Origin of the sequence: Streptomyces sp. 11-1-2 (assembly GCF_003595545.1) — a bacterium.
Lineage (GTDB): Bacteria > Actinomycetota > Actinomycetes > Streptomycetales > Streptomycetaceae > Streptomyces > Streptomyces hygroscopicus_B.
In genome coordinates, this window is sequence record NZ_CP022545.1 from 5,282,427 (window position 1) to 5,309,217 (window position 26,791).

At 73.7% G+C, this 26,791-nt stretch carries 19 protein-coding genes and 1 pseudogene; 12 read left to right on the plus strand and 8 right to left on the minus strand.

What is annotated here, in order from left to right:
• Positions 1-86 precede the first annotated feature (86 nt).
• Positions 87-3,620 (minus strand): molecular chaperone Hsp90, encoded by a 3,534-nt coding sequence (locus CGL27_RS22045; protein WP_119989512.1) that lies wholly within the window; start codon positions 3,618-3,620, stop codon positions 87-89.
• An 844-nt stretch (positions 3,621-4,464) separates the two neighbouring features.
• Positions 4,465-5,370, minus strand: coding sequence for a DUF3027 domain-containing protein (locus CGL27_RS22050; RefSeq protein ID WP_078642077.1), 906 nt, complete (start codon positions 5,368-5,370; stop codon positions 4,465-4,467).
• A gap of 505 nt (positions 5,371-5,875) precedes the next feature.
• On the opposite strand from CGL27_RS22050, the gene CGL27_RS22055 reads away from it, so the two are divergent.
• The 4 genes from CGL27_RS22055 to CGL27_RS22070 all read left to right on the plus strand — a co-directional run bounded on the left by CGL27_RS22055 (position 5,876) and on the right by CGL27_RS22070 (position 9,829).
• Positions 5,876-7,276 carry an MFS transporter gene (locus CGL27_RS22055; protein ID WP_205587938.1) on the plus strand — a complete coding sequence of 467 codons (1,401 nt, stop codon included), beginning with the start codon at positions 5,876-5,878 and terminating at the stop codon, positions 7,274-7,276.
• 230 nt (positions 7,277-7,506) lie between these two features.
• A complete protein-coding gene (locus CGL27_RS22060) occupies positions 7,507-8,013 on the plus strand; it encodes a hypothetical protein (protein WP_078642078.1) in 507 nt (168 codons plus the stop codon).
• 152 nt (positions 8,014-8,165) lie between these two features.
• Entirely contained in the window at positions 8,166-8,966 is an 801-nt protein-coding gene (locus CGL27_RS22065; RefSeq protein ID WP_119989514.1) for a futalosine hydrolase, read from the plus strand.
• On the plus strand, positions 8,963-9,829 hold the full coding sequence (locus tag CGL27_RS22070; protein ID WP_107439087.1) for a 1,4-dihydroxy-6-naphthoate synthase: 867 nt from the start codon (positions 8,963-8,965) through the stop codon (positions 9,827-9,829). The genes CGL27_RS22065 and CGL27_RS22070 overlap by 4 nt, the downstream gene beginning before the upstream one ends.
• Before the next feature lie 84 nt (positions 9,830-9,913).
• Here the strand turns inward: CGL27_RS22070 and CGL27_RS53195 are convergent, their stop codons facing one another.
• Positions 9,914-10,297: a cold-shock protein gene (locus CGL27_RS53195; RefSeq protein WP_014061494.1), complete on the minus strand. Its 384-nt coding sequence runs from the start codon at positions 10,295-10,297 to the stop codon at positions 9,914-9,916.
• Positions 10,298-10,465: 168 nt separating this feature from the next.
• Between CGL27_RS53195 and CGL27_RS22080 the strand changes: the two genes are divergently transcribed.
• Complete coding sequence (locus CGL27_RS22080; protein ID WP_119989516.1) at positions 10,466-10,771, plus strand: hypothetical protein; 306 nt, start codon at positions 10,466-10,468, stop codon at positions 10,769-10,771.
• Positions 10,772-10,884: 113 nt separating this feature from the next.
• On the opposite strand, the gene CGL27_RS22085 is transcribed toward CGL27_RS22080, so the two are convergent.
• Complete coding sequence (locus CGL27_RS22085) at positions 10,885-11,577, minus strand: haloacid dehalogenase-like hydrolase (protein ID WP_205587731.1); 693 nt, start codon at positions 11,575-11,577, stop codon at positions 10,885-10,887.
• Positions 11,578-11,652: 75 nt separating this feature from the next.
• Between CGL27_RS22085 and CGL27_RS22090 the strand changes: the two genes are divergently transcribed.
• From CGL27_RS22090 to CGL27_RS22100, 3 genes are all read left to right on the plus strand, one after another.
• Entirely contained in the window at positions 11,653-12,687 is a 1,035-nt protein-coding gene (locus CGL27_RS22090; RefSeq protein ID WP_119989518.1) for an iron ABC transporter permease, read from the plus strand.
• A 71-nt stretch (positions 12,688-12,758) separates the two neighbouring features.
• Entirely contained in the window at positions 12,759-13,904 is a 1,146-nt protein-coding gene (locus CGL27_RS22095; protein ID WP_119994495.1) for an iron chelate uptake ABC transporter family permease subunit, read from the plus strand.
• Positions 13,901-14,839: an ABC transporter ATP-binding protein gene (locus tag CGL27_RS22100; RefSeq protein ID WP_107439088.1), complete on the plus strand. Its 939-nt coding sequence runs from the start codon at positions 13,901-13,903 to the stop codon at positions 14,837-14,839. Before CGL27_RS22095 ends, CGL27_RS22100 begins: the two co-directional genes overlap by 4 nt.
• Before the next feature lie 113 nt (positions 14,840-14,952).
• Here the strand turns inward: CGL27_RS22100 and CGL27_RS22105 are convergent, their stop codons facing one another.
• A complete protein-coding gene (locus CGL27_RS22105; protein ID WP_119989520.1) occupies positions 14,953-16,254 on the minus strand; it encodes a hypothetical protein in 1,302 nt (433 codons plus the stop codon).
• A 285-nt stretch (positions 16,255-16,539) separates the two neighbouring features.
• Here CGL27_RS22105 and CGL27_RS22110 point away from each other — a divergent pair, with 285 nt between their 5' ends.
• Positions 16,540-19,335, plus strand: coding sequence for a helicase C-terminal domain-containing protein (locus tag CGL27_RS22110; protein ID WP_240451003.1), 2,796 nt, complete (start codon positions 16,540-16,542; stop codon positions 19,333-19,335).
• Positions 19,336-19,428: 93 nt separating this feature from the next.
• Here the strand turns inward: CGL27_RS22110 and CGL27_RS22115 are convergent, their stop codons facing one another.
• On the minus strand, positions 19,429-19,977 hold the full coding sequence (locus CGL27_RS22115; protein WP_237299001.1) for a VanZ family protein: 549 nt from the start codon (positions 19,975-19,977) through the stop codon (positions 19,429-19,431).
• Positions 19,978-20,559: 582 nt separating this feature from the next.
• Between CGL27_RS22115 and CGL27_RS22120 the strand changes: the two genes are divergently transcribed.
• Both CGL27_RS22120 and CGL27_RS22125 read left to right on the plus strand, forming a co-directional pair.
• Positions 20,560-22,209 (plus strand): DNA repair helicase XPB, encoded by a 1,650-nt coding sequence (locus CGL27_RS22120; RefSeq protein WP_119989524.1) that lies wholly within the window; start codon positions 20,560-20,562, stop codon positions 22,207-22,209.
• A 429-nt stretch (positions 22,210-22,638) separates the two neighbouring features.
• Complete coding sequence (locus CGL27_RS22125) at positions 22,639-24,624, plus strand: AAA family ATPase (RefSeq protein WP_240450597.1); 1,986 nt, start codon at positions 22,639-22,641, stop codon at positions 24,622-24,624.
• Positions 24,625-24,632: 8 nt separating this feature from the next.
• Here CGL27_RS22125 and CGL27_RS22130 read toward each other — a convergent pair whose 3' ends face one another.
• Both CGL27_RS22130 and CGL27_RS22135 read right to left on the minus strand, forming a co-directional pair.
• Positions 24,633-25,052, minus strand: a complete 420-nt coding sequence (locus CGL27_RS22130; RefSeq protein ID WP_119989526.1) for a VOC family protein — start codon at positions 25,050-25,052, stop codon at positions 24,633-24,635.
• 187 nt (positions 25,053-25,239) lie between these two features.
• The gene (locus tag CGL27_RS22135) at positions 25,240-25,968 is read right to left on the minus strand and encodes a copper homeostasis protein CutC (protein ID WP_119989528.1); all 729 of its coding nucleotides are present in this window, start codon (positions 25,966-25,968) and stop codon (positions 25,240-25,242) included.
• 56 nt (positions 25,969-26,024) lie between these two features.
• On the opposite strand from CGL27_RS22135, the pseudogene CGL27_RS22140 reads away from it, so the two are divergent.
• A pseudogene (locus CGL27_RS22140) lies at positions 26,025-26,695 on the plus strand (hypothetical protein).
• The last annotated feature ends 96 nt before the right edge of the window (positions 26,696-26,791 follow it).

Genomic DNA, 26,791 nt, shown 5'->3' on the forward strand with positions numbered 1-26,791 from the left:
ACCCCGGGCAGCCCCGGGCCGTCCGTCGTCGAACAACCCCGGACATCCCCGGGCAGCCGTCAGCCGAACAGCCCCCGGGCGGTCACTCAGTCGAACCAGCGGGCCCGCGCCAGCTCCTCCGTACGGGTCAGGTCCTCCAGCAGGGCCGCCACCTCGAACCGGCGGGACCAGTGGCCGGCGGCCCAGGCCAGACCGGCCGCGACACCCTCGACCGTCGAGGCGTGCAGGGTGCCGTCCACGTACCGCCAGTCCAGCTCGTCCTCGCCCTCGCCCTCGCCCTCGATCAGCAGCTCTTCGTGCTCGATGTACGACAGCGGGGCGCCCGGGAGGAGTTCGCGGACCGCCTCGGGCACCTCGTGCGGATCGCCCTGTGAGGTCACCCGCGCCGGGTACGCCTCGCTCAGCCGCCGCACCTGGAACAGCTCCGCCAGCTCCGCCGCCCGGGTGGGCCGTACGGGCAGCAGCGCCCGGCCGTCCGCCTCGGCCAGCGGCATCAGGTCCGGGGCGTCCGCGACCAGTGCCTCGCCCGCCTCGACCACCGTCGGCTCGCCGTCCACGATGGCGCGTACGTCGTCCGGCAGGGTCACCTGTTCGGGTTCCAGGTCGGCCAACTGCCCGTAGATGGCGTGCAGCTGGGCGGGGGTCACCTCGCGGTCCGGGTCGGCGAGGCGGGCCAGCAGCTCGGCGGCGCCTCCCGGTTCGTCCAGCAGCGCGGCGACGGAGGTCCGTACCCCCAGCGCCCGCAGCACCTGCTCGTCCTCGAACCCGGCCGCGTCCACCGCCTCGTACAGCCCCACCAGCAGCGGATCGCCCCCGGCCGCGCGCAGCCCGGCGGGGCGGCGGCCGTCCAGCACCGGATTGCCGCGCAGCCACCACGCGGTGTACGAGCGCACCGTCTCCGTCGTGCCGTCCGGCAGCAGCACCCGCACCGGCGCGGTGAGCGCGTCGCGCAGCGGCGGCTGGGCGAGCATGGCGAGCGCCCGCGGCCAGGCGTCGTCGTCGACCAGGTCCAGGTCCCGTACGGCCACGATCTCGGTGGCCACCGGCGGCACCGGCGTCTGCGGCAGCCGGTCCAGCACGTCCTCGCACCACACGTCGACGGCGTCCAGCACGCCGACGTCGTCCGGCTCGGTGAAGTCGCCTTCGCGCGGCTCCAGTTCATCCGGTTCCAGCACCACATCGGTGGCCCTGACCAGCGTGAAGCTCGCCAGCACACCGACCGCGGCCAGCGGCTGCTCACCCCAGCGCTCGGCCAGTTCGGCGTCACACGCGGCCAGTTCGCCCTCCCGCATCACCTGCTCGAAGGCGCTGCCGGGAAGGACCAGTTCACCGGCCGGGGCCAGCTCCCCGTCCTCGTCCGGCAGCGCGAGCGCGGCCAGCCAGGGCTCGTCGCCGGGCGCCAGCCGGGCCTGCTGGACCAGGCCGAGGACCGTGTCGGCCAGCGTGTCGGCGTCCAGCGCCGCGCCGAGGGCCTCGCCCTCCTCCGCGAACGGGTCGTACTCGTCCTCCGCCTCCAGCGAATGCGCGACGGCGGCCCGCACCTGCGGGGTCGTCAGCACGGCGCGGGGGGTGGCGGGGGTCGCGCCGAGCTTCTCCAGGAGTGGATGGGCGGCATCCGGATGTGCAACTTTCAGGCCGAGGCGGGCGAGGGTGCGATGCGTGGCGCCGACCGAGCCGCCGCGCTCGGGGGCCTCCGTGGTCCCGGTGATCCCCGCGGACTCGGCGGTTCCGGCCATCCCGGCGGACTCGGCGGCCCAGGCGGCCCCGGGGTGCTCCGCGGTCCCGTCGATTCCGATGCTGTCCAGGTCGCCGTCTGCCTCGCCCGGCAGCGGCAGCAGCACCTGCCGGGGCCCGATCGTCGTCCGGCCGTCCGCCAGCGGCACCGGCAGCCCGCTGAGCCGGTCCGGGTCGATTCCGCCCAGCGAGTCGTACAGCCGCCGCCACCAGGCCGGGGCGCGCTCCACGCCCGCGAGCCGGTCGATGAGCTCGCCCAGCGGCACCCGGGCCACGCCCAGCACCCGCAGCTCCGAACGGCGCTCCAGCCCCGCGGGCAGCAGCGTCGGGAACAGCTCGGCCAGCACCTCCACCGTCTCCGCGCCCGCGCCCTCGACGACCTCGGCGTCCCGGGGCCGCAGCGCGTGCGGCTCGCCCTCGAAGCCGCCGCGCGCCAGCACGTCGTCGTCCCAGTCGGCCGGGGAGTCGGCCGCCGCCACCGGCGGGGCGGCGGCAGCGGCCGCATCGCCCGCCGCGGGGCCGCCCTGGGCGGCGTCCGGGCCGAGCGCGTTCGGCGACCCGAGCCAGCCCTCCACGGTCTCGGTGCCCGCGCCCACCGCCGGTGCGGCGGCGCTGGGCAGGAACGGCACCCTCGGCAGCCGCTCCAGCACCCTGCGGCGCAGCTCCCCGTCCAGCTCGCCCCGGCCGAGCTGCCCCGGGACCAGGTCGATCGTGCCGACCGAGACCGGATGCCAGTCGCGCAGCAGCGTCGCGTACGACTCGGCCGCGCGGTCCAGCAGGAAGTCCGTGAGCGGGCCGGGGGCGGTGTGGCGGCGGGTGGGCTCCAGCGGGAAGGACGCGATCAGCAGCGCCGGCATGCCCAGCGGCTCATCGGTCGGCGTCGGGGCGTGGACGACCGGGGCGGTCGCGGACCGCATCGGCGCGCCCTCCGCATCCACCGGAACCGCCCAGGTCACCGACCACACCGGGCGCAGCCGCTCCTCCACCGGGCGGTCGGCGAGCAACTCCGGCTCCAGCCGCCCGCCGGCGCTCTCGGTGCGCCAGCGCGTCGTACCGCGGGCGCGGCTGGCCTCGCCGCTGCCCTCTCGGCTGGCCTCGCCGCTGCCCTCGCCGGTGTCCTCGATGACGGTGTACGGGCCCTCCTGGCGGCGGCGCAGCGTCCGGGTGCCCTCGACGGTCTCCACCACGACCTCGGCCAGGCCGGGGAGGGTGAGCAGCAGCGCGTCGTCGATCCCGGCCAGCAGCCGCTCGGCCACGTCCAGGGCGGCGCCGTCGCGCAGCGGCAGCACCACGACGGTGTCGTAGCCCTCCGGGGCGATCCCCTCGGCGGGCAGCGGCAGCCGCAGCAGCGGTACGTGGCCGTCGCGGCGGCGCAGCTCCTCGGCGAGGCCGGGGCTGGTGGCGGTGGCGTGCTGGGTCAGGTCCCGCGCCTCGGCCAGCGACCAGCGCACCCCGCCGGTGCGGCCCACGACCGCGGGCTCGTCACTCACCGCGAGCACCGCCGCGAAGCCGACGCCGAACCGCCCGACCGCGCTCTCCGGCTCGTCCCGCTTGGCCGACGCCCGCAGGGTGGACAGCGACTCGACCCCGACCGCGTCCAGCGGCGCCCCGGTGTTGGCGGCGGCCAGCACGGCGGGCTCGCCGTCGGTGGCCGGCCGCAGGGTCAGCCGCAGCCGTCCGGGCACCCCGGCGCGGGCGGCGGCGTCCGCCGCGTTCTGGGCCATCTCGACGACCAGCCGGTCGCGGTGGCCGCCCAGCGCCAGGTCCTCCTCGGCGTTGGCGTCCTCCCGGAACCGGGCGGGCGACGCGGCCCAGGCGTCCAGCACGCCGCGCCGCAGCCGCGCGGTCCCGAACGGGTCCGCGTCCTCGGTCGCGCCTCGCACCATCGCCGTGCTGCTCACGTCTCGCCTCCGGAGTTCCTGGTCGGGGTCCGTCCTGCGCCGCGGCTCCACACCGCCGAGTCCCCCCGCGGTGCGGCTCGCCCCACCGCGCTCGTCGTTCCCTCGCGTGTCGCCCTTGCTAGCCGCGAACGTACCGCTATCCGCGCCCAAACGACGCCTCGGGCTCCAGACAACCGGATTCCCCGCCTCAGCCCCGGGTCTGCCCCTGCCTCCCAGGTCTTCTTCCTCGCCTCGCCCCGAGCCCCTCGGCCCCCGCGGCGTCCGGCCCCCCGCTCAGCCCCTCCGTCCGACTCGGCCATGCTTCCACCGGCGGGCGGCCCCGCAGGGGCGGAAACCGGTGCGGCTGGGCTCGCCGTTGGACCTGCCGACGGACGCCTGCGGGCGGATCGGCCCCATGGACCGGGCCGGGCACGGCCGGGCCGTGTCGCACAGGCCCGCCCGCCGGACGCGCGCCGCACAGACCCGCCCGCCGGGCACGCGTCACACACGCCCGCGCCGCACAGACCCGCCTCGCACACGCCCGCCTCGCACAGACCGCTTCATGCTGCGCCGCCCTGCACAGGGCCGCCCGCCGGGCGCGTGGGGCTCCCGGCCGCACCTGCCCACACGTCGCCGGACGAGTCCGGGAGGCGCGTGTCCGGGCAGCGGCGGACAGCAGCCGTCACGGGCACCCCACGGGGCGGCAGCAGCGGGGGGGAGCGGGGGCCGCAGCCGCCATCGCGGCGACGGCGCGCGCCCGCCCCCGCGCGGACCACCCGGTCGGGCCTGAGGCGAGTCTCAGCGATGAGCTGGCTACGGCGCGCCCGTCAGGGCGCCCCCGCAGACCGCCTCAGCTGTGGCCCAGTTCCTCCGGCGGCGTGTCCGCCTCAACGGAGCCGCTCGCGCGGTCCGGGTGGAGGGGGAGCGGTTCGACAACGGTCTCGTCGACCACGGGCGCGGACGGGCGCGGGGGCTTGGGCATGACGGCCGCCTCGGAGTGGGCTCCGCAGCCGTACGAGAGGGAGACGACGCGGCCGTCCGCCGGGCTGAACTCGTTCGCGCACACCCCGAACGCCTGTCCCAGCGAGCCGCCGAGGGGCATCAGGAAGCCGCAGGTCGCGCACGTGCCGGGGGCCGCCTGGGCCATGGGGGTCTGGGCGCCGTACGCGTCGTCCCAGCGGTCGGCCGCGACGTGGAGGCCGTAGCGGGACAGCACCCGGGCGCGCCGCATGCCCAGCTCCTCGGCGATGGCCGCGATCGAGCCGGTCTTGGGCGCGGCGGTCTGGGTGACGGGGGCGCCGGCCGTCACATCGGCCTCCTCCACCGCCGCGAGCTGCTGCATCTCCTCCGAGACCACGGAGTTGGGCGGCGGGATGTCCTCGCCCGTGTAGCCCGGCTCCAGGCGCAGGTCCTCGGCCTCGGTGGGGAGCAGATCGCCCGGCCCCATGTCGCCGGGGCGCAGCCGCTCACTCCAGGGCACCCACTCCGGCGCGAGCAGCGCGTCGGGGCCGGGGAGCAGTACCGTCTCGTCCAGGGTGACGGCCTTCGCGCGGGAGGCGCGGGTCACGGTGACCGCCCAGCGCCAGCCGCGATAGCCCGGCTCGGGGTTCTCGAAGAGATGCGTGACCACTCGATCGCCCTCGGCGACAGCGCCCATATACTCGCCGACCTTCCCCGGAAAGGCGGCTTCCATGGCCGCCTCGCGGGCGAGTTCGACCGCCTCGGCGCACAGGCGGTCGGGGGTACGGCTTCGCATCGCACTCACAGGATCGATTCTCTCTTCCACGCCGTCGCAGCCGTCTGACCTGGTGCGCCAGCCGCACGGCCGGAACGCGGGACCGCGGACGGAGCGGACCATGGGGCCGCGTCGACGTCCGCGCCCATCCGGCCTTCGGGCGCACCTTGTACGTCCCATTCTGCGGGATGGCTACTCGGCACGCGGCCAGGAACGACCCTCGGTGGCGCGGTTACGCACGCTACCTTGTCCGGCCGCGCAGCCCCTACCCCCGCCCCATGCCCGTCCTATACCCGTCCCCGGCCCCCGTGCCGTCCACCCGCTGCCCGCCCACCCCGGGTGAACCACATTTCCGCTGGACAGCGGAGTGTTGCCGATCCCCGCCGGCGGCGCCGCCAGCCGGAAAGCCGTCGAAGGTCTGACGCCGGGGCCGCGTTGGCTGCACCATGGTCAGGTGGCGGGCAAGCGGTGGTACAGCGGCGGTTCGACCAGACGGTCGGACCGCTGGGCCGTCCATGCGCTCCGTCTGCCCTTCGCGCTCCGTCTCCCCTTCACCGCGGCCGGGCGGGGCATCCGCCGGGTCACCCATGCCCATGGGGCCGGGGAGTCGGGGCTCGGCAAGTTGATCGAGCTGCACGCGGTGAACTCCGCGGGCGACATGCTGATCACCGTCGCGCTCGCCTCCACGATCTTCTTCTCGGTCCCGACCGACGAGGCCCGCGGCCGGGTCGCGCTCTACCTGGTCATCACCATGGCGCCATTCGCGCTACTCGCCCCCGTCATCGGCCCGCTCCTGGACCGCCTTCCGCACGGCCGCCGCGCGGCCATGGCGGGCGCGATGCTGACCCGTACGGTGCTCGCGCTGACGATGGCGGGGGCGGTGGCGGGCGGCGGCCTCGAGCTGTATCCGGCGGCGCTGGGCGTGCTGGTGGCGTCCAAGGCGTACGGAGTCGTCCGTTCCGCCGTCGTGCCACGGCTGCTCCCACCCCACTTCTCCCTGGTCAAGGCCAACTCACGGGTCACGCTTGCCGGGCTGCTCGCGACCGGCGTGGCGGCCCCGCTGGGGGCCGGGCTGCATCAGATCGGTCCGAGCTGGCCGCTGTACGGGGCGTCCGTGATCTTTCTGCTGGGCGGGTTCCTGTCGTTCACTCTCCCCCACAAGGTGGACTCCGCGAAGGGTGAGGCCAGGGCGCAGCTGACCTCGGGACAGCGCCATCTGCATCTACCGGTGACGGTGACGGTGCGTAAACCCAAGGCCAAGGTCGGTGGGTCCAGGACCGCCTTCTGGACCAACTTTTGGAGCACCCTTCGCAGGAGCCGTTCCGGGCGGCTCGGCCTCCGTACGGTCGGCCCCTCCGTACTGCACGCCCTGCAGGCGTGCGCCGCGCTGAAGACCCTGTCCGGATTCCTCACCCTCTTCCTCGCCTTCCTCCTCCGCGACCAGCCCGTGGGCGGGCTCGGCCCCGAGGTCTCGCTCGGCCTGGCCGCCGTCTGCGCGGGCGGCGGCAACGCGCTGGGCACCGCGATCGGCGCCTGGCAGCGGGCGCGCGGTCCGGAGCGGATCATCGCGGTGGTGCTGAGCTCGGCCCTGGCCGTGATCATCGTGTCGGCGGCCTTCTACGGCGCGGTGACGGTCGCCGCCGTGGCCGCCACGGCCGGTATCTCCCAGGCGCTGGGCAAGCTGTCGCTGGACGCGCTGATCCAGCGCGACGTCCCGGAGGAGGTCCGCACCTCCGCGTTCTCCCGCTCCGAGACGACGCTCCAGATGGCGTGGGTCCTCGGCGGCGCCATCGGCATCGTGCTGCCGCTCCACGGGGTGCTGGGGATGGCGGTCGCGGCGGCGGTGCTCGCGCTGGGCGTGGCGCTGAGCGTCCGCGGGCTGCTGAGCGCCTCCCGGCGGGGGGCGCCGTATCCACGGGTGGCTTGAGCGGCGCGTGGGCGGGGGCCTGTGTCCGCGTGCGCGGGTGGCCTGATTCGCGTGCAGGACGGCTGGGCTGAATTGCGTGCACGACGGCTGGGCCGGGTCGCGTCTGCGGCTGGCCTGAATTGCGTGGTACGACCACTGGGCCGGGTCGCGTCTACGGTCGGCCTGACCCGCCTCCACGGCTCGCCTGACCCGCGCGCGAAGTGATCGGGGCGGCCCGATAGCCTGCCCGCATGACCGCTGCGCTGTTTTCCAGGGGCAAGGGCCGCCGCGCCGCCACCGCCGCCTGTGCTGTGTCCCTCGGGCTCGTCGCCCTCTCCGCATGCGACAAGCCGACCCCGCTGGCAACGGTGACGGTCGGTTCGGACACCGTGACGGCCGAGGCGAGCGACGGCTGCTACGGCGACGGCAAGGACCTGAGCTCGGAGAAGTTCAAGGCGTGCCTTTCCGCCAAGCCCGAAAAGACGATCAAGGTGACCCCCGGAGACAAGGTGCGGATCGGGGTGGACCCCGAGATCGCCAAGTCAAGCTGGGGCCTGATCGCCAACAACCCGGTCATGGCCGAGGCGAGCAAGGAGACGTACCGCAGCTTCGACAGCGACACGCTCTTCTCCCAGCAGAACCCGCAGACGGGCCAGACCACGATCGAGAAGAAGGTCACGATCACGATCGCCGAGCTCGGCAAGAGCAGCCAGGGCGTCAAGGGCATCTGGCGCTTCACGCTGGAGCGGGACTCCTGACAGGATTCCTGACGTACGGGACTCCGTAGGACGAAGCGCCGCCCTACGGGGCCTGGCCGCACTGGGAAAACTGGGCACGTCGAGAGAACCCGACACACCAGGAGAACCAGCCCCAGGAGAACCAGCCACGCCCTGACAAGGGGGAACCGTCCATGCGCGTGCTGATCGTCACGGCCGTGTCCGCCGAGCGGGACGCCGTGGTGCGGGGCATCGGCGCCACGGCCCCCGAGGTGGCCGAACTCCCCGTCCCCGGCGGGATGATCCACCGGCTGAGCCCGGTGCCGCCCACCGGGCCGCCGCTCACCGTGGACGTCCTGGCCGCCGGGGTCGGCCCAGCGGCGGCGGCGGCCGGAGCCGCCGCCGCCCTGACCGCGGCAGCGGTCGCCCGTACGCCCTACGACCTCGCCGTATCGGCCGGTATCGGCGGCGGCTTCACCACCGCGCACCCCGACGCCACCGAGCGCCCCGCCACCGCGCAGCCTGCCGCCACCGCGCGCCTCGGCTCCATCGTCGTCGCCGACGCGATCGTCGCCGCCGACCTGGGCGCCGAGACCCCCGACGGCTTCGCCGCCGTCACCGATCTGGGCTTCGGAACCGTCGAACACCTCCCGCCCGCCGCGCTCGTCGCCGCCGTCGCCGAGGCGACGGACGCCGTGCGCGGCACCGTGCTCACCGTGTCGACCGTGACCGGCAGCGCCGGACGGGCCGCCGAGCTGCTGCGCCGTCATCCGCACGCCGCCGCCGAGGCCATGGAGGGCTTCGGCGTGGCGGAGGCCGCCGCGGCCCAGTCCGTGCCCGCTCTGGAGGTACGGGCGATCTCGAACGCCGTCGGGCCGCGCGACCGGGCGGCCTGGCGGATCGGGGCGGCGCTCGAGGCGCTCACAAGCGCCTTCGGAACCATCGCCCCCCTCCTCGGCACCTGGACCTTGGACCCGGAAGGAACCCGGCAGTGACTGAGCCCCTGAAGATCGCCTACTCCCCCTGCCCCAACGACACCTTCGTCTTCCACGCCTGGGCCCACGGCCGCGTCCCCGGCGCGCCCGCACTCGATGTCACCTTCGCCGACATCGACATCACCAACGGGATGGCGGAGCGCGGTGAGTTCGATGTGCTGAAGGTGTCCTACGCCGTACTGCCGTGGGTGCTGGACGACTACGCGCTGCTGCCCTGCGGCGGGGCGCTCGGGCGCGGCTGCGGTCCGCTGGTGCTCACGCGGCAGCCCGGGGAGGGGCAGCAGTTCACCGGCAAGGACCTGGCGGGGAAGACGGTCGCGGTGCCGAGCGAGCGTTCGACCGCGTATCTGCTCTTCCGGCTGTGGGCCGCCGCCGAGGTGCCGGGCGGGGTCGGCGAGATCAAGGTGCTGCCGTTCCACGCGATCATGCCCGCGGTGCGGGACGGCGAGGTCGACGCCGGGCTCGTCATCCACGAGGCCCGGTTCACCTATCAGAATTACGGGCTGCACTGCCTGGCTGACATGGGCGAGCACTGGGAGCAGACCACCGGCCTGCCGATCCCGCTCGGCGCGATCATCGCCAAGCGCTCACTGGGCGACGAGCGGCTGCGGGAACTCGCCGACGCCGCCCGGACGTCGGTGCGGATGGCCTGGGACGACCCGGAGGCGTCGCGGACGTATGTCCTGGAGCATGCCCAGGAGATGGATCCGGCCGTCGCCGATCAGCACATCGGGCTGTACGTGAACGAGTTCACCGCCGACCTGGGCGAGAACGGCTACGCCGCGGTGCGCGGGCTGCTGACCCGCGCGGCGGCCGAGGGGCTGGTGCCGCCCCTCGGCCCCGGGGCGCTGGACGCGGTCTGACGTTCCGCCGGATTCCGGCGCTCCAATGGAATTCGGCTGATGGATTCCGCCTGACGGGATGTCGTATGTGCGGGGCCGATCAGGTCATACGTCGAGCTGGTCGGCCACCGCTCGCAGCATGCCCGCGATCTTGTGGCCGTGTGCCTTGTCCGGGTAGCGGCCGCGCTCCAACTGCTGCGTCACGTTTTCCAGCAGGGTGGTCAGATCCTGGACGATCGACGCCAGCTCATCCGGCTTGCGCCGCTGGGCGGCCGCCACGGAAGGGGTCGGGTCGAGAACGGTGACGGACAATGCCTGGTCTCCGCGGTTTCCGGCCACCACGCCGAATTCCACGCGCTGCCCCGGCTTTAGTGCGTCGACACCTTCCGGAAGCACCGACGAGTGAACGAAGACGTCGCCACCGTCATCGCGGGAGAGAAAGCCAAAGCCCTTCTCACTGTTGAACCACTTGACCTTGCCGGTAGGCACGTCTGTCTCGTCCTCGTCGCTCGTCGGAAAACACGGAAAAACAGCTCTCGATAGCACTACAGCGGGTCGTAAGACCCGCCACCACCAAGGCTAATGGTCCCGAGCCTGGTGACAAGACGTACCCGGGTGGTTCCTATGCGCGCTCTGGCACGGATCTACCCTGGTGCGGTGAGTAATGAAACCCCGCGCCCCGGCGGCTCCTCCCGCTACCCCCGGGAGGCACCCCTTCCCGGCGACCGGCTCATCCGGTCCGGCGTCATCGTCTTCGCCATCGGAGCGGTGGCCACGCTCGTCACCGTCGCGCCGCTTTTCCTCGGCGCGGATCCGCTGCCGTCGGTGGCGTACTTCATCTGCATGCTGATGGGGGTCGGCTTCGCCCTGGCCGCCGCGGGGCTGTTGCGCTCCATCGCGGCGCAGCGGCGGCAGGCCGCGGCCGCCCACGTGCCGCCGTCGGCCGTACCGCCAAACGGGTGAATCAGCCCGGGGTCTGTTCAGCCCCGGATCTGCGTCAGCGAGCCAATCAGCCTGCTGCGTGACCGCTTACCTGCTCTGTGACCGCCTAGGCGTGCCCACCTATACGCGACCGCCTACGCCTGACCGCCTATGTGCCCCGCCAGCCAGGCCGGGAACGCCGTCAGATCGTCCAGGACGACATCCGCGCCGGCCGCCAGCAGTTCATCCGCCGGGCAGGGCCCGGTGGCGACCGCCACGGACAGCGCAGCGGCCGTACGAGCACCCCGTACGTCACCCGTGTGGTCCCCCACGTACACCGTCGCCCCGTATTCCCGCAGCGCCTCCGCCTTGGCCTCGGCCCACAGCCAGCCGATGACCGCGTCCGCCTCGATGCCCAGGTGGCTCAGATGCAGCTTGGCGTTGGGCTCGTGCTTCGCGGTGACGACGATGGCCCGGCCCCCGGCCCGCCGCACGGCCTCGATCGCCTCACGGGCCCCGGTCATGGCCGGGGTGGGCCCGATCGCGTACTCCGGGTAGAGGTCGCGGTAGAGCTCGCCCATCTCCTCGACGCGCTCGTCGGGGAACCAGTGCACCAGCTCCTGCTCCAGCGGCGGGCCGAGCCGGGTGATGGCGAGGTCGGAGTCGATGTAGGTGCCGGTCCGGGCCGAGAGCGCCTCGTACGCCGCCTTGATGCCCGGCCGGGAGTCGATGAGGGTCATGTCGAGGTCGAAGCCGACGGTCACCGTGTGTGACCCGGCGTCCGCGGCGAAGCCCGGGTCGGTGGTGGGGGCGGGGGACGGAGCGGAGTACGAAGACATGCCCGCCATTGTGCCTCGACCCACCCCATACACTTAGCCTCGCCTAACTTCGTAGCCGACGAGCGAGACGAACGAACGGAAGCGATGACCGCCGACCGGACCAGCAGCCGCCCTCCCAGAGCCTCACTGGTCCGCCGCCGCCTCGGCTGGACGGCCACGGCCGTCGTCGCCCTGCTGCTCGCCATCCTGCTGAGTCTCGCCGTGGGCAGCCGCCAGATCGCGCCGAGCGCGGTGCTGGACGCGCTGCTGCACGGCGGTTCGAGCGACGCCGCCGACATCGTGCGGTCCCTGCGGCTGCCGCGCACCGTCATCGGGCTGATGGTCGGCGCGGCGCTCGCCATGGCGGGCACCGTGATGCAGGGCGTCACCCGCAACCCGATCGCCGACCCGGGCATCCTCGGCGTCAGCCAGGGGGCCTCGGTGGGGGTGGTGCTCGCGATCGCCTTCGCCGGGGTGCACACGCTGGGCGGCTATGTCTGGTTCGCCTTCGCGGGCGCGGGGCTGGCCTCGGTCGCCGTCTACGCCATCGCCAGCAGCGGGCGGGGCGGCGCGACCCCGGTCAAACTCGCCCTCTCCGGCGCCGCGATCAACGCGCTGCTGGTGTCCGTGACGACGGGCGTGCTGACGACGAAGGCGGCGGCCCTGGATGAGTTCCGCTTCTGGCAGATCGGCTCGCTCGCCGGGCGGGACACCGAGATCGTGGGCCAGATCTGGCCGTTCCTGCTGGTCGGCACGGTGCTGGTGATCGCGGTGGCACGCGGTCTGGACGCGCTGGCGCTCGGCGAGGACGTCGCGAAGGGGCTCGGCCAGAACGTGGCGGTCGTACGGGTCGTCGCCGCCCTCGGCGCCACGATCCTCACCGGGGTCGGGGTCGCCGCCGCCGGCCCGCTCGCCTTCGTCGGCCTCGCGGTCCCCCATATCGCCCGCGCGATCGTCGGGACCGACCACCGCTGGGTGCTTCCGATGGCCGCTCTGATCGGCCCGGTGATGCTGCTGGTCTCGGATGTGGTGGGCCGGATCCTCTTCCCGCCGAGCGAGGTCCCGGCGGGCGTGATGACCGCGCTGATCGGGGTGCCCTTCCTGGTCACGCTGGTCCGCCGGAAGACGGTGGCCGCGTGACCGCCACCGACAGCCGCCGCACTGACGGCGGCGCCGAAAGCCGCGCTGACAGCCGCACCGACCGTCCGGGGATCCCTCCGGGTGTCCGGCCCGAGGTCCGTCCGGGGGTCCGCCCCGCCGGGTACGGCCTGATCCGCATCAAGGGTGGCGGACGTGGCGGCCATGACGGGCGTGACCTCCGTGGCGGATCGTTCCTGCTGCACCGCCGCTCGGCCCTCGTCGCGATCGGGCTGGCCCTGGCCACCGTCGCCGTCTGTGTGGCGTATCTGTGCGTCGGCGAGAGCTTCATCGCCCCCGCCGACGCCGTGAAGGCCGTCCTGCACACCCAGTGGGGCCTCGGGCAGGCCACCCCGAACGATCTCGTCGTCGGCACGCTGCGGCTCCCCCGGATGACGCTCGGTCTGATGGTCGGCGCCGCCTTCGGCATCGCGGGCGCGCTGATCCAGACGGTGGCCCGCAACCCCCTCGCGAGCCCGGACATCATCGGTGTCAGCCAGGGCGCGAGCGCGGTGACCGTGGGCGCGATGACCTACGGGGTCACCTCCTTCGCCGTCCTGCCCTATCTCTCCGTCGCGGGCGGTCTCGCCGCCGCCGCGCTGGTGTACGTCTTCGCCTGGCGCGGCGGGCTGCAGGCGGCCCGCTTCGTGCTCATCGGCATCGGTTTCGCCGTCGCGCTGCGCTCGATCACCCATCTCTTCCTGACCAAGGGCGACTATCTCGTGGCCCAGCAGGCGAAGGTGTGGATGACCGGTTCGCTCAACGGACGCGGCTGGGACGAGGCCGCTCCGCTCGGCTGGGCGCTGCTGGTGCTGCTGCCCGGTGTGCTGTGGGCGGCGCGGGCGCAGCGCACGGTGTCCCTGGACGACGACACGGCGACCGCGCTGGGCGTACGGCTCGGGCGGGTACGGCTGGGCCTGGTGTCCCTCGGCGTCGTGCTCGCGTCGATGGCGACGGGCGCGGCCGGCCCGGTGGACTTCGTGGCGCTGCTCGCCCCGCAGATCGCCCGCCGGATGACCCGGACCGCCCAGATCCCGCTGCTGTGCTCGGCCCTGGCCGGAGCGTTCATCGTCGTCACCGCGGATCTGCTGGCCCGCAAGCTGTTCGCGCCGACCGAACTGCCGGTGGGCGTGCTGACCGCCGCGGTCGGCGCCCCGTATCTGATCCACCTGCTGCTGTCTTCCGGGGGACGCGGCCGTAAGGGAGGCACCGCCGCATGACCGCTTCGGCGTCCACAACGGGTACGACGGGACCGGGTACGACGGGACCGGGCAGGACAGGAACGGGCAGGACAGGAGCCAGTACCACGGGAGCGAGTACGCGTACGCCGGAAACGGATCCGGTGGAACCCGCTGCCCCGAACCGGCTCACCGCGCGTGAGCTGACCCTCGCCTACGAGGACCGGACCGTCGTGGACGGGCTGGACCTGGCGATACCCGACGGCGAGGTCACGGTCATCGTCGGCCCCAACGCCTGCGGCAAGTCCACCCTGCTGCGCGCCCTCGGGCGGCTGCTGCGGCCGCGCGGCGGCGCCGTACTCCTCGACGGCACGGATCTCGCCCGTATCCCCACCAAGAAGATCGCCCGGGCCGTGGGGCTGCTCCCGCAGACCCCGGTCGCGCCCGAGGCGATCACCGTCGCCGATCTCGTCTCCCGTGGCCGCCAACCGCATCAGCACTGGTGGCAGCAGTGGTCGGAGGAGGACGAACGAGCCGTCACGGACGCCATGGAGCGTACGGACGTGACGGCGCTCGCCGACCGCCCCGTGGACGAGCTGTCCGGCGGGCAGCGGCAGCGCGTATGGATCGCGATGGCGCTCGCGCAGGAGACCGATCTGTTGCTGCTGGACGAGCCGACGACGTATCTGGACATCTCCCACCAGGTGGAGGTGCTGGACCTGGTGCGCCAGCTCAACCACGAACGCGGCCGTACGGTCGTCGCCGTCCTGCACGACCTCAACCAGGCCGCCCGCTACGCCGATCATCTGATCGCGATGAAGGAGGGCCGGATCGTGGCACGCGGCCGCCCGGCGGAGATCGTCACGGCGGAGCTGGTGCACGAGGTGTTCGGCCTGGACTCGGTGGTCGTCCCCGACCCGGTCACCGGCAGCCCCCTCGTCGTCCCGGGCACGCCTTGGCGGGCCGAGCAGGACTGAGCGGCGGCGGGGGCCGGCACCGCCCAGCGCCTGCTTCCCGGCGAGCCGCACGGCAGCCCGGCGTGAACCCCACGGGAGCTGCCAGAGCAAACCCCCCACCGGGCCCTCGGACCTCAGCCCTTGCGCCTCGCGCGCCACAGGAGGAAGAGCACCGAGGCGATGGCCGCGCCCCGGACGATGAACGGCCAGGTGTCGGTCAGCGCGTCCTTCCACCCGTCCTCGGGGATCGGCTGGCCCCATTTGCGGGCGGCCCGGCCCCACAGCCAGACCCCGGCTCCGGCCGCGACCAGACCGGGTATGCCCATCGAGGCCCACTTCGCCCCGGCCGGGGAGTGGCGGTAGGTGCCGTAGTAGGCGATCACCCAGCCGAAGGCGATCGGGATGATGTTGCCCATGGCGGCGCCCGCCACGAGGAGTCCGACCGCCACCAGCAGTATCGGGCCGAGCCCGGCCAGCCATTTGGCGACGCCGACCCCGCCCCCGCCCGCGGGCTGATCGGCCGCCTTACCGGGCCCGAGCAGCACCCGGCGCAGCGCACCGCGCTGCTTGCCCCCGGCCCCGGCCCCGGCCGCGGCCTTGGCCTTCGCCTGCTCGGCGGCCTGGGCCTCGGCGGCGGCCTCTTCCTCCGCCGCCTTCTCCTCGGCCTCCCGCCGCTCTTGGCGTTCCTGCTCGACGGTCTTGCCCTTGCCGAGCAGTTCGGGGATCTCGATCCCGCCGGTGAACCCCTCGACCGAGCCGTACTGCGCGTCGCGCTGTTCGGGCTGGGCGAACGGCCCCGCCTCCACATGCCACCAGTCCATGTTGGACTCGCGCGGGCTCAGTTCGTCCTCCCCCGCGAGATGTGGCGGGGAGGCGGCGTTGGACGGGGACGGGGCGGGGGTGGAGGGCCTCGGCTTGAGCAGGGAGGGGGAGCCGTCGCCCGGGCCGCCGCCGTTCCGGCCGGCGCCGGGCGCCCCCGGGGCGTCCTCCTCGCGCGGGGTGGGGACCTTACCGGTGAGACCGCTGCTCTTGGCGAGCCCGGCCAGTCTGTCGCGGGCCGCCCGCGCCGCCCCGGCGGCTCCCCGCGGCGACCCACCGCCGCCCGCTCCATTGCCCGCGCCGCCGACCGGGCCACCTCCCGCACCGCCGACCGCGCCACCACCCGCCGGGCCCGGCTCAGCGCCCGTTCCCGAGCCCGGGTCGGGGGGCCGACCGCCCGCGGCGGCCACCACGTCGGCCGGTGAACCCAGCTTGGACAGGATCCGCTTCACCCCGGCCGGGCTGTCCGCCCCTCCGGTGGTCCGGCGATGGTCGATATCGGCCCGCAGCCCGGAGACCAGTCGCATGCGTTCACCGGACGACAAACCCTGCTGCTGAGCCAGGTCACCGACACGGCTCAGATAGTCGTAGACGAGCTTTTCGCTCTCGATCCCCACCAAGACCCCTGAGAATGCGCACGGTCGGCGTATCAGTCGGCTCCGACGGTACCGCGCGGAAGCGGAGTCCCGCCGCACCCCCTGCGTCCCGCACCCCGCGGGTACTGTGGATCGAATGAGCAGTTCATGGAATCGGGAAGGCTGAAATGCCCGAAGAGACCAGCTCGCGCAACCGGGAGGCATGAGTTGCCCGCAGACACCGGCCGTGGGGACACCGGCCACGGGGACGGCGGCCCACGGGACACCGGCCCATGGGACGGCGACCACGGCAACCGTGGTCGCGGGATGCCGCGCACACTCGCCGAGGAGCTGCGGACCCGGCCCGACGACGCCCTCGCCGCCCTGCTGCGCGCCCGCCCCGATCTGCTCTCCCCGGTCCCGAACGACCTCACCCAGCTCGCCACCCGGGCCGGCACCCGCGCCTCGGTGGTACGGGCCGTGGAGCGGCTCGACCGGTTCGCGCTGCAGACCGCCGAGGCGCTGGCGGTCGCGCCCGACCCGTGCCCGTACGAAACCCTGCGGGATCTGCTGACGGGCGATGAGGGCGCGGAGGAGGCCGCGGGTCAGAGGGACGCCCGGAGGGCGAGGGAAGCCGACGGTGCTGGGGATGTTCAGGGTCCCGACGCCGCCTCACCCCTCGGCCCCGCCACCCCCTCCAGCCCCCCATCCGGCACCGACGCCGCCCTGGGCGCCGAGGAACGTGCGGCGATCGCGGCCGAGCTGCCGCGTGCCGTGGCCACCCTGCGCGACCAGGCCCTGGTCTGGGGCGGTGACGACCGGCTCCGCCTCGTCCGCACCGCCCGCGAACTGCTCGCGCCCTCGCCCACCTCACCCTCCCCGACCGGTCTCGGCCCGACCGTCCAGGAGGCCACGTCCGGGATGTCTCCGGGCCGACTGCAGGAGCTGCTGGCGGGCGCCGGGCTGCCGCCCACGCACGACCCGGTCACGGCGGTGGCGACCCTGGCCGAGCTGTTCCAGGACCGCGCCCGGATGGCGGCCCTGCTGGACGGGGCACCGGCGGGCGCGGCGGGCGTGCTGTCCAAGCTGACCTGGGGACCGCCGTACGGGGAGGCGTCCGTCGCCTCGCCCACCCCGCCCGTCGGCTGGCTGCTGGACCGCGGACTGCTGCTGCCGTCCGGGCCGCGCAACGTGGTGCTGCCCCGCGAGGTCGCCCTGCATCTGCGCCACGGCCGGGCGCACCGCGCCCCCGAGCCGCTGGCCCCGCCGCTCTCGCCGACCGCCGAGCACGATCCACAGGCTGTGGACAACACCGCCGCGGGGCAGGCCTTCACCGCCCTGGCCACCGTCGAGGAGCTGCTGGGGCAGTGGGAGACCGCCGGACCTCCCGTGTTGCGCGCGGGCGGGCTGAGCGTCCGGGACCTCAAGCGGGCCACCGTGACACTCGACGTGGCCGAACCGGTGGCCGCCTTCTGGATCGAGCTGGCCTACGCGGCCGGGCTGGTGGCCTCCGACGGTGAGACCGACGAGCGTTACGCCCCCACCCCCGCCTACGACGACTGGCTGCGGCTCCCCGCCGAGGAGCGCTGGGCGCGGCTCGCCGCCGCGTGGCTGCCCGCGACCCGTACGGCGGGGCTGGTCGGCGGCCGGGACAACCGGGGCCGCACTCTCGCCGCGCTCGGCCCGGACCTGGACCGCTCCCCGGCCCCCGAGGTCCGCCGCCGGGTCCTCGAACTCCTGGCCACCCTCCCGCCCGGAGCCGCGGCCACCCCCGACGTCGTGCTGACCCGGCTGCGGTGGGAGCGGCCGACCAGCCACCGCGGGGCCCCCGCCTCGGCCGGTGCCGCCCCTGGCGCCTCCTCGCCCAGCGGGTCGGCCGCCAGCGCCGTCTCGCCCATCGGGTCCATCCCCAGCGCCGCTTCCCCCACCAGGGAGGACCTGCGCTCGCGGCTGGCTCGCTGGGCCGTGGCCGAGGCCGAAATGCTCGGGATCACCGGCCGGGGCGCGCTCTCCTCCCACGGCCGCGCCCTGCTGGAACGCCACCCGGACGAGCCGCCGGCCGCCAGGAGCGACATCGCGTCCGCGCACGCCGCGCGGCTGCTCGCGCCGCTGCTCCCCGAGCCCCTCGACCACGTCCTGCTCCAGGCCGACCTGACCGCCGTCGCGCCCGGCCCCCTGGAACGGCCGCTCGCCGAGACGCTGGGCATCCTCGCCGACGTCGAGTCCAAGGGCGGCGCGACCGTGTACCGCTTCACGCCCGAGTCCGTACGCCGTGCGCTGGACGCCGGGCGGACCGCCGACGATGTCCACACCTTCCTCGCCGCGCACTCCCGCACCCCCGTGCCCCAGCCGCTCACCTATCTCGTCAACGATGTGGCCCGTAAGCACGGCCGACTGCGCATCGGCACCGCCTCCGCGTATCTGCGCTGCGACGACGACGCGCTGCTCGCCGAGATCCTCGCCGACCGCCGCTCGGCGGGGCTGCGGCTGCGCCGCCTCGCCCCCACCGTCCTGGCCGCCCAGGCGCCGCCGGACACGCTGCTGGAGGGGCTGCGGGCGATGGGGTACGCCCCGGCTGCCGAGTCCGCCGAGGGCGATGTGCTGGTCAGCCGCCCCGAAGCCCAGCGCACCCCGCCCCGTACACCGCCCGTTCCGGTCCCGGAGGGCCCGCCGGTGGCCGACGCCACCCTGCTGGGCGCGGCCGTACGCGCCATCCGGGCCGGGGACCTCGCCGCGACCGCGCCCCACAAACCGGCCGCCGCGTCCGGAGCCGGGTCGGGGCCGGATGCCGGGGCTGGCTCCGGGGCTGGTTCCCGGTCCGGTGGCGGGGCTGGTTCTCGGCCTGGTTCCGGGGCTCGTTCCGGGGCCGCCGCCGGCGGGGACCGGCTGCCCCGCACCACCTCCGCCGACACCCTGGCCACCATGCAGGCCGCGGCCCTGACCGGCTCCAACGTCTGGATCGGCTATGTCAATGCGAACGGCGCGGCCACCCAGCGCGTGATCGCCCCGGTCCGGGTCGAGGGCGGCTTCGTCACGGCCTACGACCACACGGCGGACGAAGTCCGTACGTACCCCCTGCACCGCATCACGGGCGCCGCCGAACTGGCCGAGGACGCGACGTAGGCTGAAATCAGCCCGTCCGGCGCTTGAGGACACGCCCGCAGGGCGTCCGCGGGCTGGATCCGCGGGCTGGGGGCCACGGCACGTAGGGACAGCTCACGCCGCGGGCGGTACCTCGGTCCCCCGCCGGGTCCACCGGTGCCACCAGTGGCGGCGGCGGGGGTGCAGGGCGTGGCCGAGCCAGCGGCCGATCACGACGTAGCCGAGCAGCGCGCCCGAGGTGTTGAGGATGACGTCGTCGATGTCGAAGGCCCGGCCCTCGACGATGAGCCCCTGAACGGTCTCGACGGCCACCATCACCAAGGCCGTCACCACCACCACCCGCACCGCGCCCCGCGCCTTGGGCAGCAGCATCGGCAGCAGCACCCCGAAGGGGGCACCGAGCAGCACATTGCCGCCGATCTGCTTCACCGTGTCCTGGAAGGCGGGCTGGTCGACGTAGGCGTGCAGCGAGCGTCCCGGATGCAGATTGGTGTGGACGAGGTCGACGGAGCCGGGCTGGGGCACGAGCGTGGCCTTGGCGAGCGCCGCCGCGAAGCCGACCATGCAGACGAACGCCAGGACCAGCACCAGCAACCGTGCGGCGCGCGCGCCGAACGACCTGCGCTGCAGCAGCGCCGTCTCCTGGGTGCCCTCGGGCTCCACGGGCTTGGCAGGCTTGACAGGCTCGGCGATCCGGGCTTTCCCGGTCCGGGCTTTCGTTGACGGGGCCTTCGCGGACTCAGGCTTCGCAGCCTGGGCCTTCGCGGTCTGCGACGGCTTCGCGGACTGAGGCTTCGCGGACTGAGGCTTCGCGGTCTGCGACTTCGTGGACTGAGGCTTTGTCGTCCGGGACCCCTTCGTCAGAGCCCCGCCCGCCCGCGGCCCCCTCTTCTGACCGCTCGCCCTCTTCTCGCCGCTCGCCGCCTTCTGGCCGCCCGTCGTCCGGGAACCCTCCCGCGGCTTCTTCTCCCCCGGCTTCTTCTCCGCCGACCGTTTCTCCGCCGTCCGCTTTACCGTCGTCCTCTTGTCCGCCGTCCGCCGGATCTTCCATCCAGCGATGCTGATCACAGGGACTCCCTCCCGCCCATGGCTCTGTTGTCGCGGCGCTGTCGTCGCGGTTCCGTCGGTCCGTTCCGTCTTCGCCGCTTGCCCGTAGCCGCCCGTTGTATCCCTGCGGCTCTTCGCCACGCCTTCTCGATGGGGGACACTGGTTCTTTGGCCGGCAGCACGAAAGGACCCAGGCGCGTGAATGGACCCCTCATCGTCCAAAGCGACAAGACGCTCCTGCTCGAGGTGGACCACGAGCAGGCAGGCGCCTGCCGCCGCGCCATCGCGCCCTTCGCCGAGCTGGAGCGGGCGCCCGAGCACATCCACACCTACCGGGTGACCCCGCTGGGGCTGTGGAACGCCCGCGCCGCCGGGCACGACGCCGAGCAGGTGGTCGACGCCCTCGTCGCGTACTCCCGCTACCCCGTCCCGCACGCCCTCCTCGTCGACGTCGCGGAGACCATGGCCCGCTACGGGCGGCTGCGGCTGCTCAAGCACCCCACCCACGGTCTGGTCCTGGAGACCAGCGACCGCCCGATCCTCGAGGAGATCCTGCGGTCGAAGAAGATCCAGCCGCTGGTCGGCGCCCGGATCGACCCGGAGACCGTCGTCGTCCACCCCTCCGAGCGCGGACAGATCAAGCAGACGCTGCTGAAGCTGGGCTGGCCCGCCGAGGACCTGGCCGGGTATGTGGACGGCGAGGCCCACTCCATCGAGCTGCACGAGGACGGCTGGGCGCTGCGGCCGTATCAGACGCAGGCCGTGGAGGGCTTCTGGCACGGCGGTTCCGGTGTCGTCGTGCTCCCCTGCGGTGCCGGAAAGACGCTGGTGGGGGCCGGTGCGATGGCCGTCGCCAAGTCGACCACCCTGATCCTGGTCACCAACACCGTCTCCGCCCGGCAGTGGAAGCACGAGCTGGTTCGCCGCACCTCGCTCACCGAGGAGGAGATCGGTGAGTACAGCGGTACGCGGAAGGAGATCCGCCCGATCACCATCGCCACGTACCAGGTGCTCACCACCAAGCGGAAGGGCGTCTACCCGCATCTGGAGCTGTTCGACTCCCGCGACTGGGGCCTGATCGTCTACGACGAGGTGCATCTGCTGCCGGCGCCCGTCTTCAAGTTCACCGCCGATCTGCAGGCCCGGCGGCGGCTCGGGCTCACGGCGACGCTCGTCCGGGAGGACGGCCGGGAGTCCGATGTCTTCTCGCTCATCGGACCCAAGCGCTTCGACGCGCCCTGGAAGGAGATCGAGGCGCAGGGCTATATCGCGCCCGCCGACTGTGTCGAGGTCCGGGTCAACCTGACCGAGGCCGAGCGGCTGACGTACGCGACCGCCGAGACCGACGAGAAGTACCGCTACTGCGCCACGACCGACTCCAAGCGGAAGGTCACCGAGGCGCTGGTCGCCCGGCACAAGGGGCAGCAGACGCTGGTCATCGGCCAGTACATCGACCAGCTCGACGAGTTGGGCGAGCACCTGGACGCGCCCGTTATCAAGGGCGAGACCACCAACGCCCAGCGGGAGAAGCTCTTCGACGCCTTCCGGGAGGGCGAGCTGTCGGTGCTCGTCGTCTCGAAGGTCGCCAACTTCTCCATCGACCTCCCCGAGGCCACGGTCGCCATCCAGGTCTCCGGCACCTTCGGCTCCCGTCAGGAGGAGGCCCAGCGGCTCGGCCGGGTGCTGCGCCCGAAGGCCGACGGGCACCCGGCGGTCTTCTACTCGGTGGTCGCGCGCGACACGCTCGACCAGGACTTCGCGGCGCACCGGCAGCGGTTCCTGGCCGAGCAGGGGTACGCGTACCGGATCGTGGACGCGAGCGAACTGCTCGCGGACGAGGACGTCTGACGTTCGGCCCACCACGAGTCACCCACGGCCGTTGGGCACGCTTCCATGGCCATGACATGGGAGCCCGCCCGGCCCCTTCCCCCGGGGCGGTCATAATTCATTCGCCTCCCGGACATGCCCTGGCTACAATCGCCGGTCTTGCCGCCTCCCGCGTTCCGAACGGGAGAGCCGCCGCCCGGACGGAAACCGGTCGGCATCTCTGACCGCGCATCCGTACCGCGCACCCGCTTTGTGTACTCGCTTTGTGCACTCGTTGTGTACTCGCTCGCCGGAGGCTACGCCGTGCCCTCGCACGCCCCTGACCACGCAGATCCCCTCTCAGACCCTCGCTCGGACCCCCTCCCAGCCCCTCTCCCGGCCCCCCACGCGGCAGACCCCCTCACGCGGGAGCGCGCCCATCTGACCGACTCCCGCGCCGCGCTGCGCGCCATGCGCGCCGACGTCGAGGCCCTCGACCTCCGGGACGTCGCCGCGAACTGGGTCAACGCCGCGGCGTTGCACCACCAGGTCAGCGAGCGCATCAAGGCCCTCGCCGACCTCTCCGGCACCCCGCTCTTCTTCGGCCGGCTCGACTATCTGCACGCACCGGGTGCGGAGACGGCGGAGGGCGCGGAGGGCGAGCGCTTCTACATCGGCCGCCGGCATGTGCACGACGCGGACGGCGACCCGATGGTCATCGACTGGCGGGCCCCCGTCTCCCAGCCCTTCTACCAGGCGTCCAAGACCGCGCCGATGGACATCGCGCTGCGCCGCCGCTTCGGCTACACGGGCGGCGAGCTGACGGCGTACGAGGACGAAAGGCTCTCCGACCCCACCGAGGCGCAGCAGACCAGCAAGCTGCTCCAGTCCGAGATCGAGCGCCCGCGCGTCGGCCCGATGCGGGACATCGTCGCGACCATCCAGCCGGAGCAGGACGAGATCGTCCGCCAGGGGATCGGCGGCACCATCTGCGTCCAGGGGGCGCCGGGCACCGGTAAGACGGCCGTGGGGCTGCACCGGGTGGCGTATCTGCTGTACGCGCACCGCGAGCGGCTGGCCCGCTCCGGCACCCTCGTCATCGGCCCGAACCGCTCCTTCCTCCACTACATCGAGCAGGTCCTGCCCGCCCTCGGCGAGTTGCAGGTGGCCCAGGCGACCGTCGAGGACCTGGTGACCCGCCCGTCCCTGGGCGCGGAGGCGCGGGGCACCGACTCCGCCGACGCGGCCCGTATCAAGGGCGACGCGCGGCTGGCCGAGGTGCTGCGCCGCGCCCTGCGCTCGTATGTCACCGCCCCCACCGAACCCTGTGTGGTGGTGCGCGGTTCACGCCGCTGGCGGGTGCCCGCGTATGAACTGGAGGAGATGGTCGAGGAGTTGCTCACCCGCGACATCCGCTACGGCGCGGCCCGCGAGGCGCTTCCACAACGCATCGCGCACGCCGTGCTCGTCCGGATGGAGCAGGCGGGCGAGGCGCCCGACGACCGAGTGCAGGACGCGGTCGCGCGCAACGCGGCCGTCAAGGCGGCGGTCAAGGCGGTCTGGCCGCCGGTCGACCCGGCCAAGCTGGTGCTGCGGCTGCTCTCCGACGCCGACTTCCTGGCCGAGCACGCGGAGGGCGTCCTCGACGCCGACGAGCAGAAGACCGTCCTGTGGGCGAAGCCGGGGCGCGGTGTGAAGTCCGCGAAGTGGTCCCCGGCGGACCTGGTGCTGATCGACGAGGCCGCCGATCTCATCGAGCGCACCCCGTCCCTCGGGCATGTGGTCCTGGACGAGGCGCAGGACCTGTCGCCCATGCAGTACCGCGCGGTCGGCCGCCGCTGCAGCACCGGCTCGGCGACCGTGCTCGGCGACATCGCCCAGGGCACCACCCCATGGGCGACGGCCAGTTGGGAGGAGGCCCTGACCCATCTGGGCAAGGACGGGGCGGCGATCGAGGAGCTGACCCAGGGTTTCCGGGTGCCGCGCGAGGTGATCGCGTACGCCTCGCGGCTGCTGCCCGCCATCGCCCCCGGCCTGTCGGAGGCCACCTCGATCCGCGAGGCGGCCGGCGACTTCTCCGTACGGCCCGTGGACCCGGCGGAGCTGGACGCGGCCGTGATCACCGCGTGCCACGACGCTCTGACCCACGAGGGCTCCGTCGGCCTCATCGCGGCCGACGCCCGCGTCCCGGCCCTGGCCGAGGCCCTCGACGCGGCGGGCCTGACCCACCTCTCCCCCGGCGAGGAGACCAGCGCCGAGGCCCGGCTCACCCTCGTCCCGGCGACGCTGGCCAAGGGCCTGGAGTACGACTACGTGGTGCTGGACGAACCGGCCGCGGTGGTCGACGGCGAGCCGGACGAACGCACCGGGCTGCGCCGCCTGTATGTCTCCCTTACCCGTGCGGTCTCGGGGCTGACGGTCGTCCACGGGGCGGCGCTGCCGGAGCGGCTGAGCTGAGCCGACCGTTACGCCTTGGCCTCGGCGGCCTGCTGCTCGGCTCGCTTGAGGGCGTCCGGGGTGACGGGCGTGAAGAAGTTGACGAGATTGCCGTCGGGGTCCTTGAACAGCAGCGAACGGTTGCCCCAGGGCTGTGTGGTGGGCTCGTTCACGATCTCGACGTCGAACTCCTTGAGCCGCTCGTACTCGCCGTCGACATCGGCGACGCGGAACTCCACGATCACGCTCTGGTTCGACGCGGGCCGGGGCGCCTGCTCACCGAGCCCCCGCACCGTGCGGGTGCTCGCAAGGGCGAGGGTTCCGCTGGACGTCATGAACTCGGCGAAGTCGTCCGTGTACCGCTTCGCCGTCAGGCCCGTGGCCCGCTCGTAGAAGTCGACGATCCGGGCGACGTCCTCGGTGATGATGCGGATCGAGGCGAAGTGCATGGCAAGCTCCCGTGAGGTGTTGTGTGCCGTGCGGATGACCGTACGGTCGATACCGGGCAGAACCCGCCCGGTATCGAACCCCGGTTTCCGACCGGTTTTCGGACCTGGTGTGCAGGCCCAGCACTCAGCAGAAGCTTGTCGGCACAGCCGCCGCGCGGCCCCGACCCCCGCGCCGCGCGGCCCGGCCTCAGGCGACCGGAACGGGCGCGTCCAGGGCCGTACGCCACCGGCCGACCGCGGCCGCGTCCACAGGGCCGGCCCATCCCGCCGGGCGGGCCGCGCCGCCGATGTGGAAGGCGTCGATCCCGGCGGCGCGCAGGGCGGACAGATGGTCGAGGCGCAGCCCGCCACCGGCCATGATGCGCGGCTCGTAGCCCGGCGTACCGGTTCGCGCCGCCTCCTCGGCCAAGGTCGGCAGACCGTCGTCGACGCCGCGCGCGCACCCGGCGGTGAGATACGTGTCGAGACCGGGGATGTCGGCGAGCCGCTTGCGCAGCCCGTCGCGATCCGCGGCGCGGTCGATGGCCCGGTGGAAGGTCCAGCGGCTCTCGTCCACGCCGCCGCCCGCCCGCACGACTTCGGTCAGCGCGGTCACGGCGGCCAGGTCGACCCCGCCGTCGTCGGTCAGGAAGCCCAGGACGAACTCGTCCGCCCCCTCCGAGTGCAGCGCCGCGGCGGCTTCGCACAGCGCGTCGAACGCGGCGGGGTCCCCTGCCGCGAAGCCGTCGGCGGCGCGGAGCATCACCCGTACCGGCAGGTCCACGGCCGATCGGACGGCGGCGAAGGTCTCACGGGAGGGGGTGAGCCCGTCGGCGGCCATGTCGGTGACCAGTTCGAGGCGGTCCGCCCCTCCGGCCTGTGCGGCGATCGCGTCCGCCAGGTTCAGGGCGATCACCTCGAGAATTGGTCTAGACATGGTCCACAGCTTGCCACACCGCGCAAGAGGGCAAACCGCTACCCCACAATTGGCCCATGCCCGCACCCGCGCCCGCCCGCCATCCGGCCCATGACGCCCTGCTCACCCGCTGGACGGACCTCCTCACCAGCGCCCGCGAAGCCACGGCTCCGTCACCCGCCCCTACGGCGAGGACCTCCTGACCCGCTGGGCCGAACCCCAGCGCCGTTACCACACCACCGATCATCTGCTCGCGGTCCTGGACCGGGTGGACGAGCTGCTCCCGCACGTCCAGGCCCCCGACCCCGCCGCCATCCGGCTCGCCGCCTGGTTCCACGACGCCGTCTACCTCCCCGACCGCTCCACCAACGAGGAACGCAGCGCCCGCCTCGCCGAACGCGCCCTCACCGAGGCGGCCGTCCCGGCGCCCCGCACGGCCGAAACCGTCCGCCTCGTCCTCGTCACCCGCGACCACGACCCCGCCGAGGGCGACACCAACGGCGAAGTCCTCTGCGACGCCGACCTCGCCGTACTGGCGGGCTCCCCGGCGGCCTACGGCGCCTACGCGGCGGCGGTCCGCGAGGAGTACGGCTTCGTCCCCGACGACGCCTTCCGCGAGGGCCGCGCGAACGTCCTCCGCCACCTGCTGGGCCTGTCCCGCCTCTTCCGTACGCCGGAGGGGCACGACCGGTGGGAGGAGGCCGCGCGCCGCAACATGGCCACGGAGCTGGAGCTGCTCAGTGCGTAACATGTGCCGTTCGCGGCTCGACCCCGAGCTGCGCATGGTCCCGCTCGGCCCGCTGCGCAAGAACCGCGCCACGACCGTCGACGCCCTCCAGCAGGT

Bases quoted from the DNA above. Each gene is read 5' to 3' on its own strand.
- CGL27_RS22065 (WP_119989514.1), top strand. From the start codon at position 8,166: ATGCGCGTGCTGATCGTCACGGCCGTGTCCGCCGAGCGGGACGCCGTG.
- CGL27_RS22060 (WP_078642078.1), top strand. From the start codon at position 7,507: ATGACCGCTGCGCTGTTTTCCAGGGGCAAGGGCCGCCGCGCCGCCACC.
- CGL27_RS22125 (WP_240450597.1), top strand. From the start codon at position 22,639: ATGCGCGCCGACGTCGAGGCCCTCGACCTCCGGGACGTCGCCGCGAAC.
- CGL27_RS22100 (WP_107439088.1), top strand. From the start codon at position 13,901: ATGACCGCTTCGGCGTCCACAACGGGTACGACGGGACCGGGTACGACG.
- CGL27_RS22085 (WP_205587731.1), bottom strand. From the start codon at position 11,577: ATGGCGGGCATGTCTTCGTACTCCGCTCCGTCCCCCGCCCCCACCACC.
- CGL27_RS22050 (WP_078642077.1), bottom strand. From the start codon at position 5,370: ATGCGAAGCCGTACCCCCGACCGCCTGTGCGCCGAGGCGGTCGAACTC.
- CGL27_RS22110 (WP_240451003.1), top strand. From the start codon at position 16,540: ATGCCGCGCACACTCGCCGAGGAGCTGCGGACCCGGCCCGACGACGCC.
- CGL27_RS22130 (WP_119989526.1), bottom strand. From the start codon at position 25,052: ATGCACTTCGCCTCGATCCGCATCATCACCGAGGACGTCGCCCGGATC.
- CGL27_RS22045 (WP_119989512.1), bottom strand. From the start codon at position 3,620: ATGGTGCGAGGCGCGACCGAGGACGCGGACCCGTTCGGGACCGCGCGG.
- CGL27_RS22090 (WP_119989518.1), top strand. From the start codon at position 11,653: ATGACCGCCGACCGGACCAGCAGCCGCCCTCCCAGAGCCTCACTGGTC.
- CGL27_RS22135 (WP_119989528.1), bottom strand. From the start codon at position 25,968: ATGTCTAGACCAATTCTCGAGGTGATCGCCCTGAACCTGGCGGACGCG.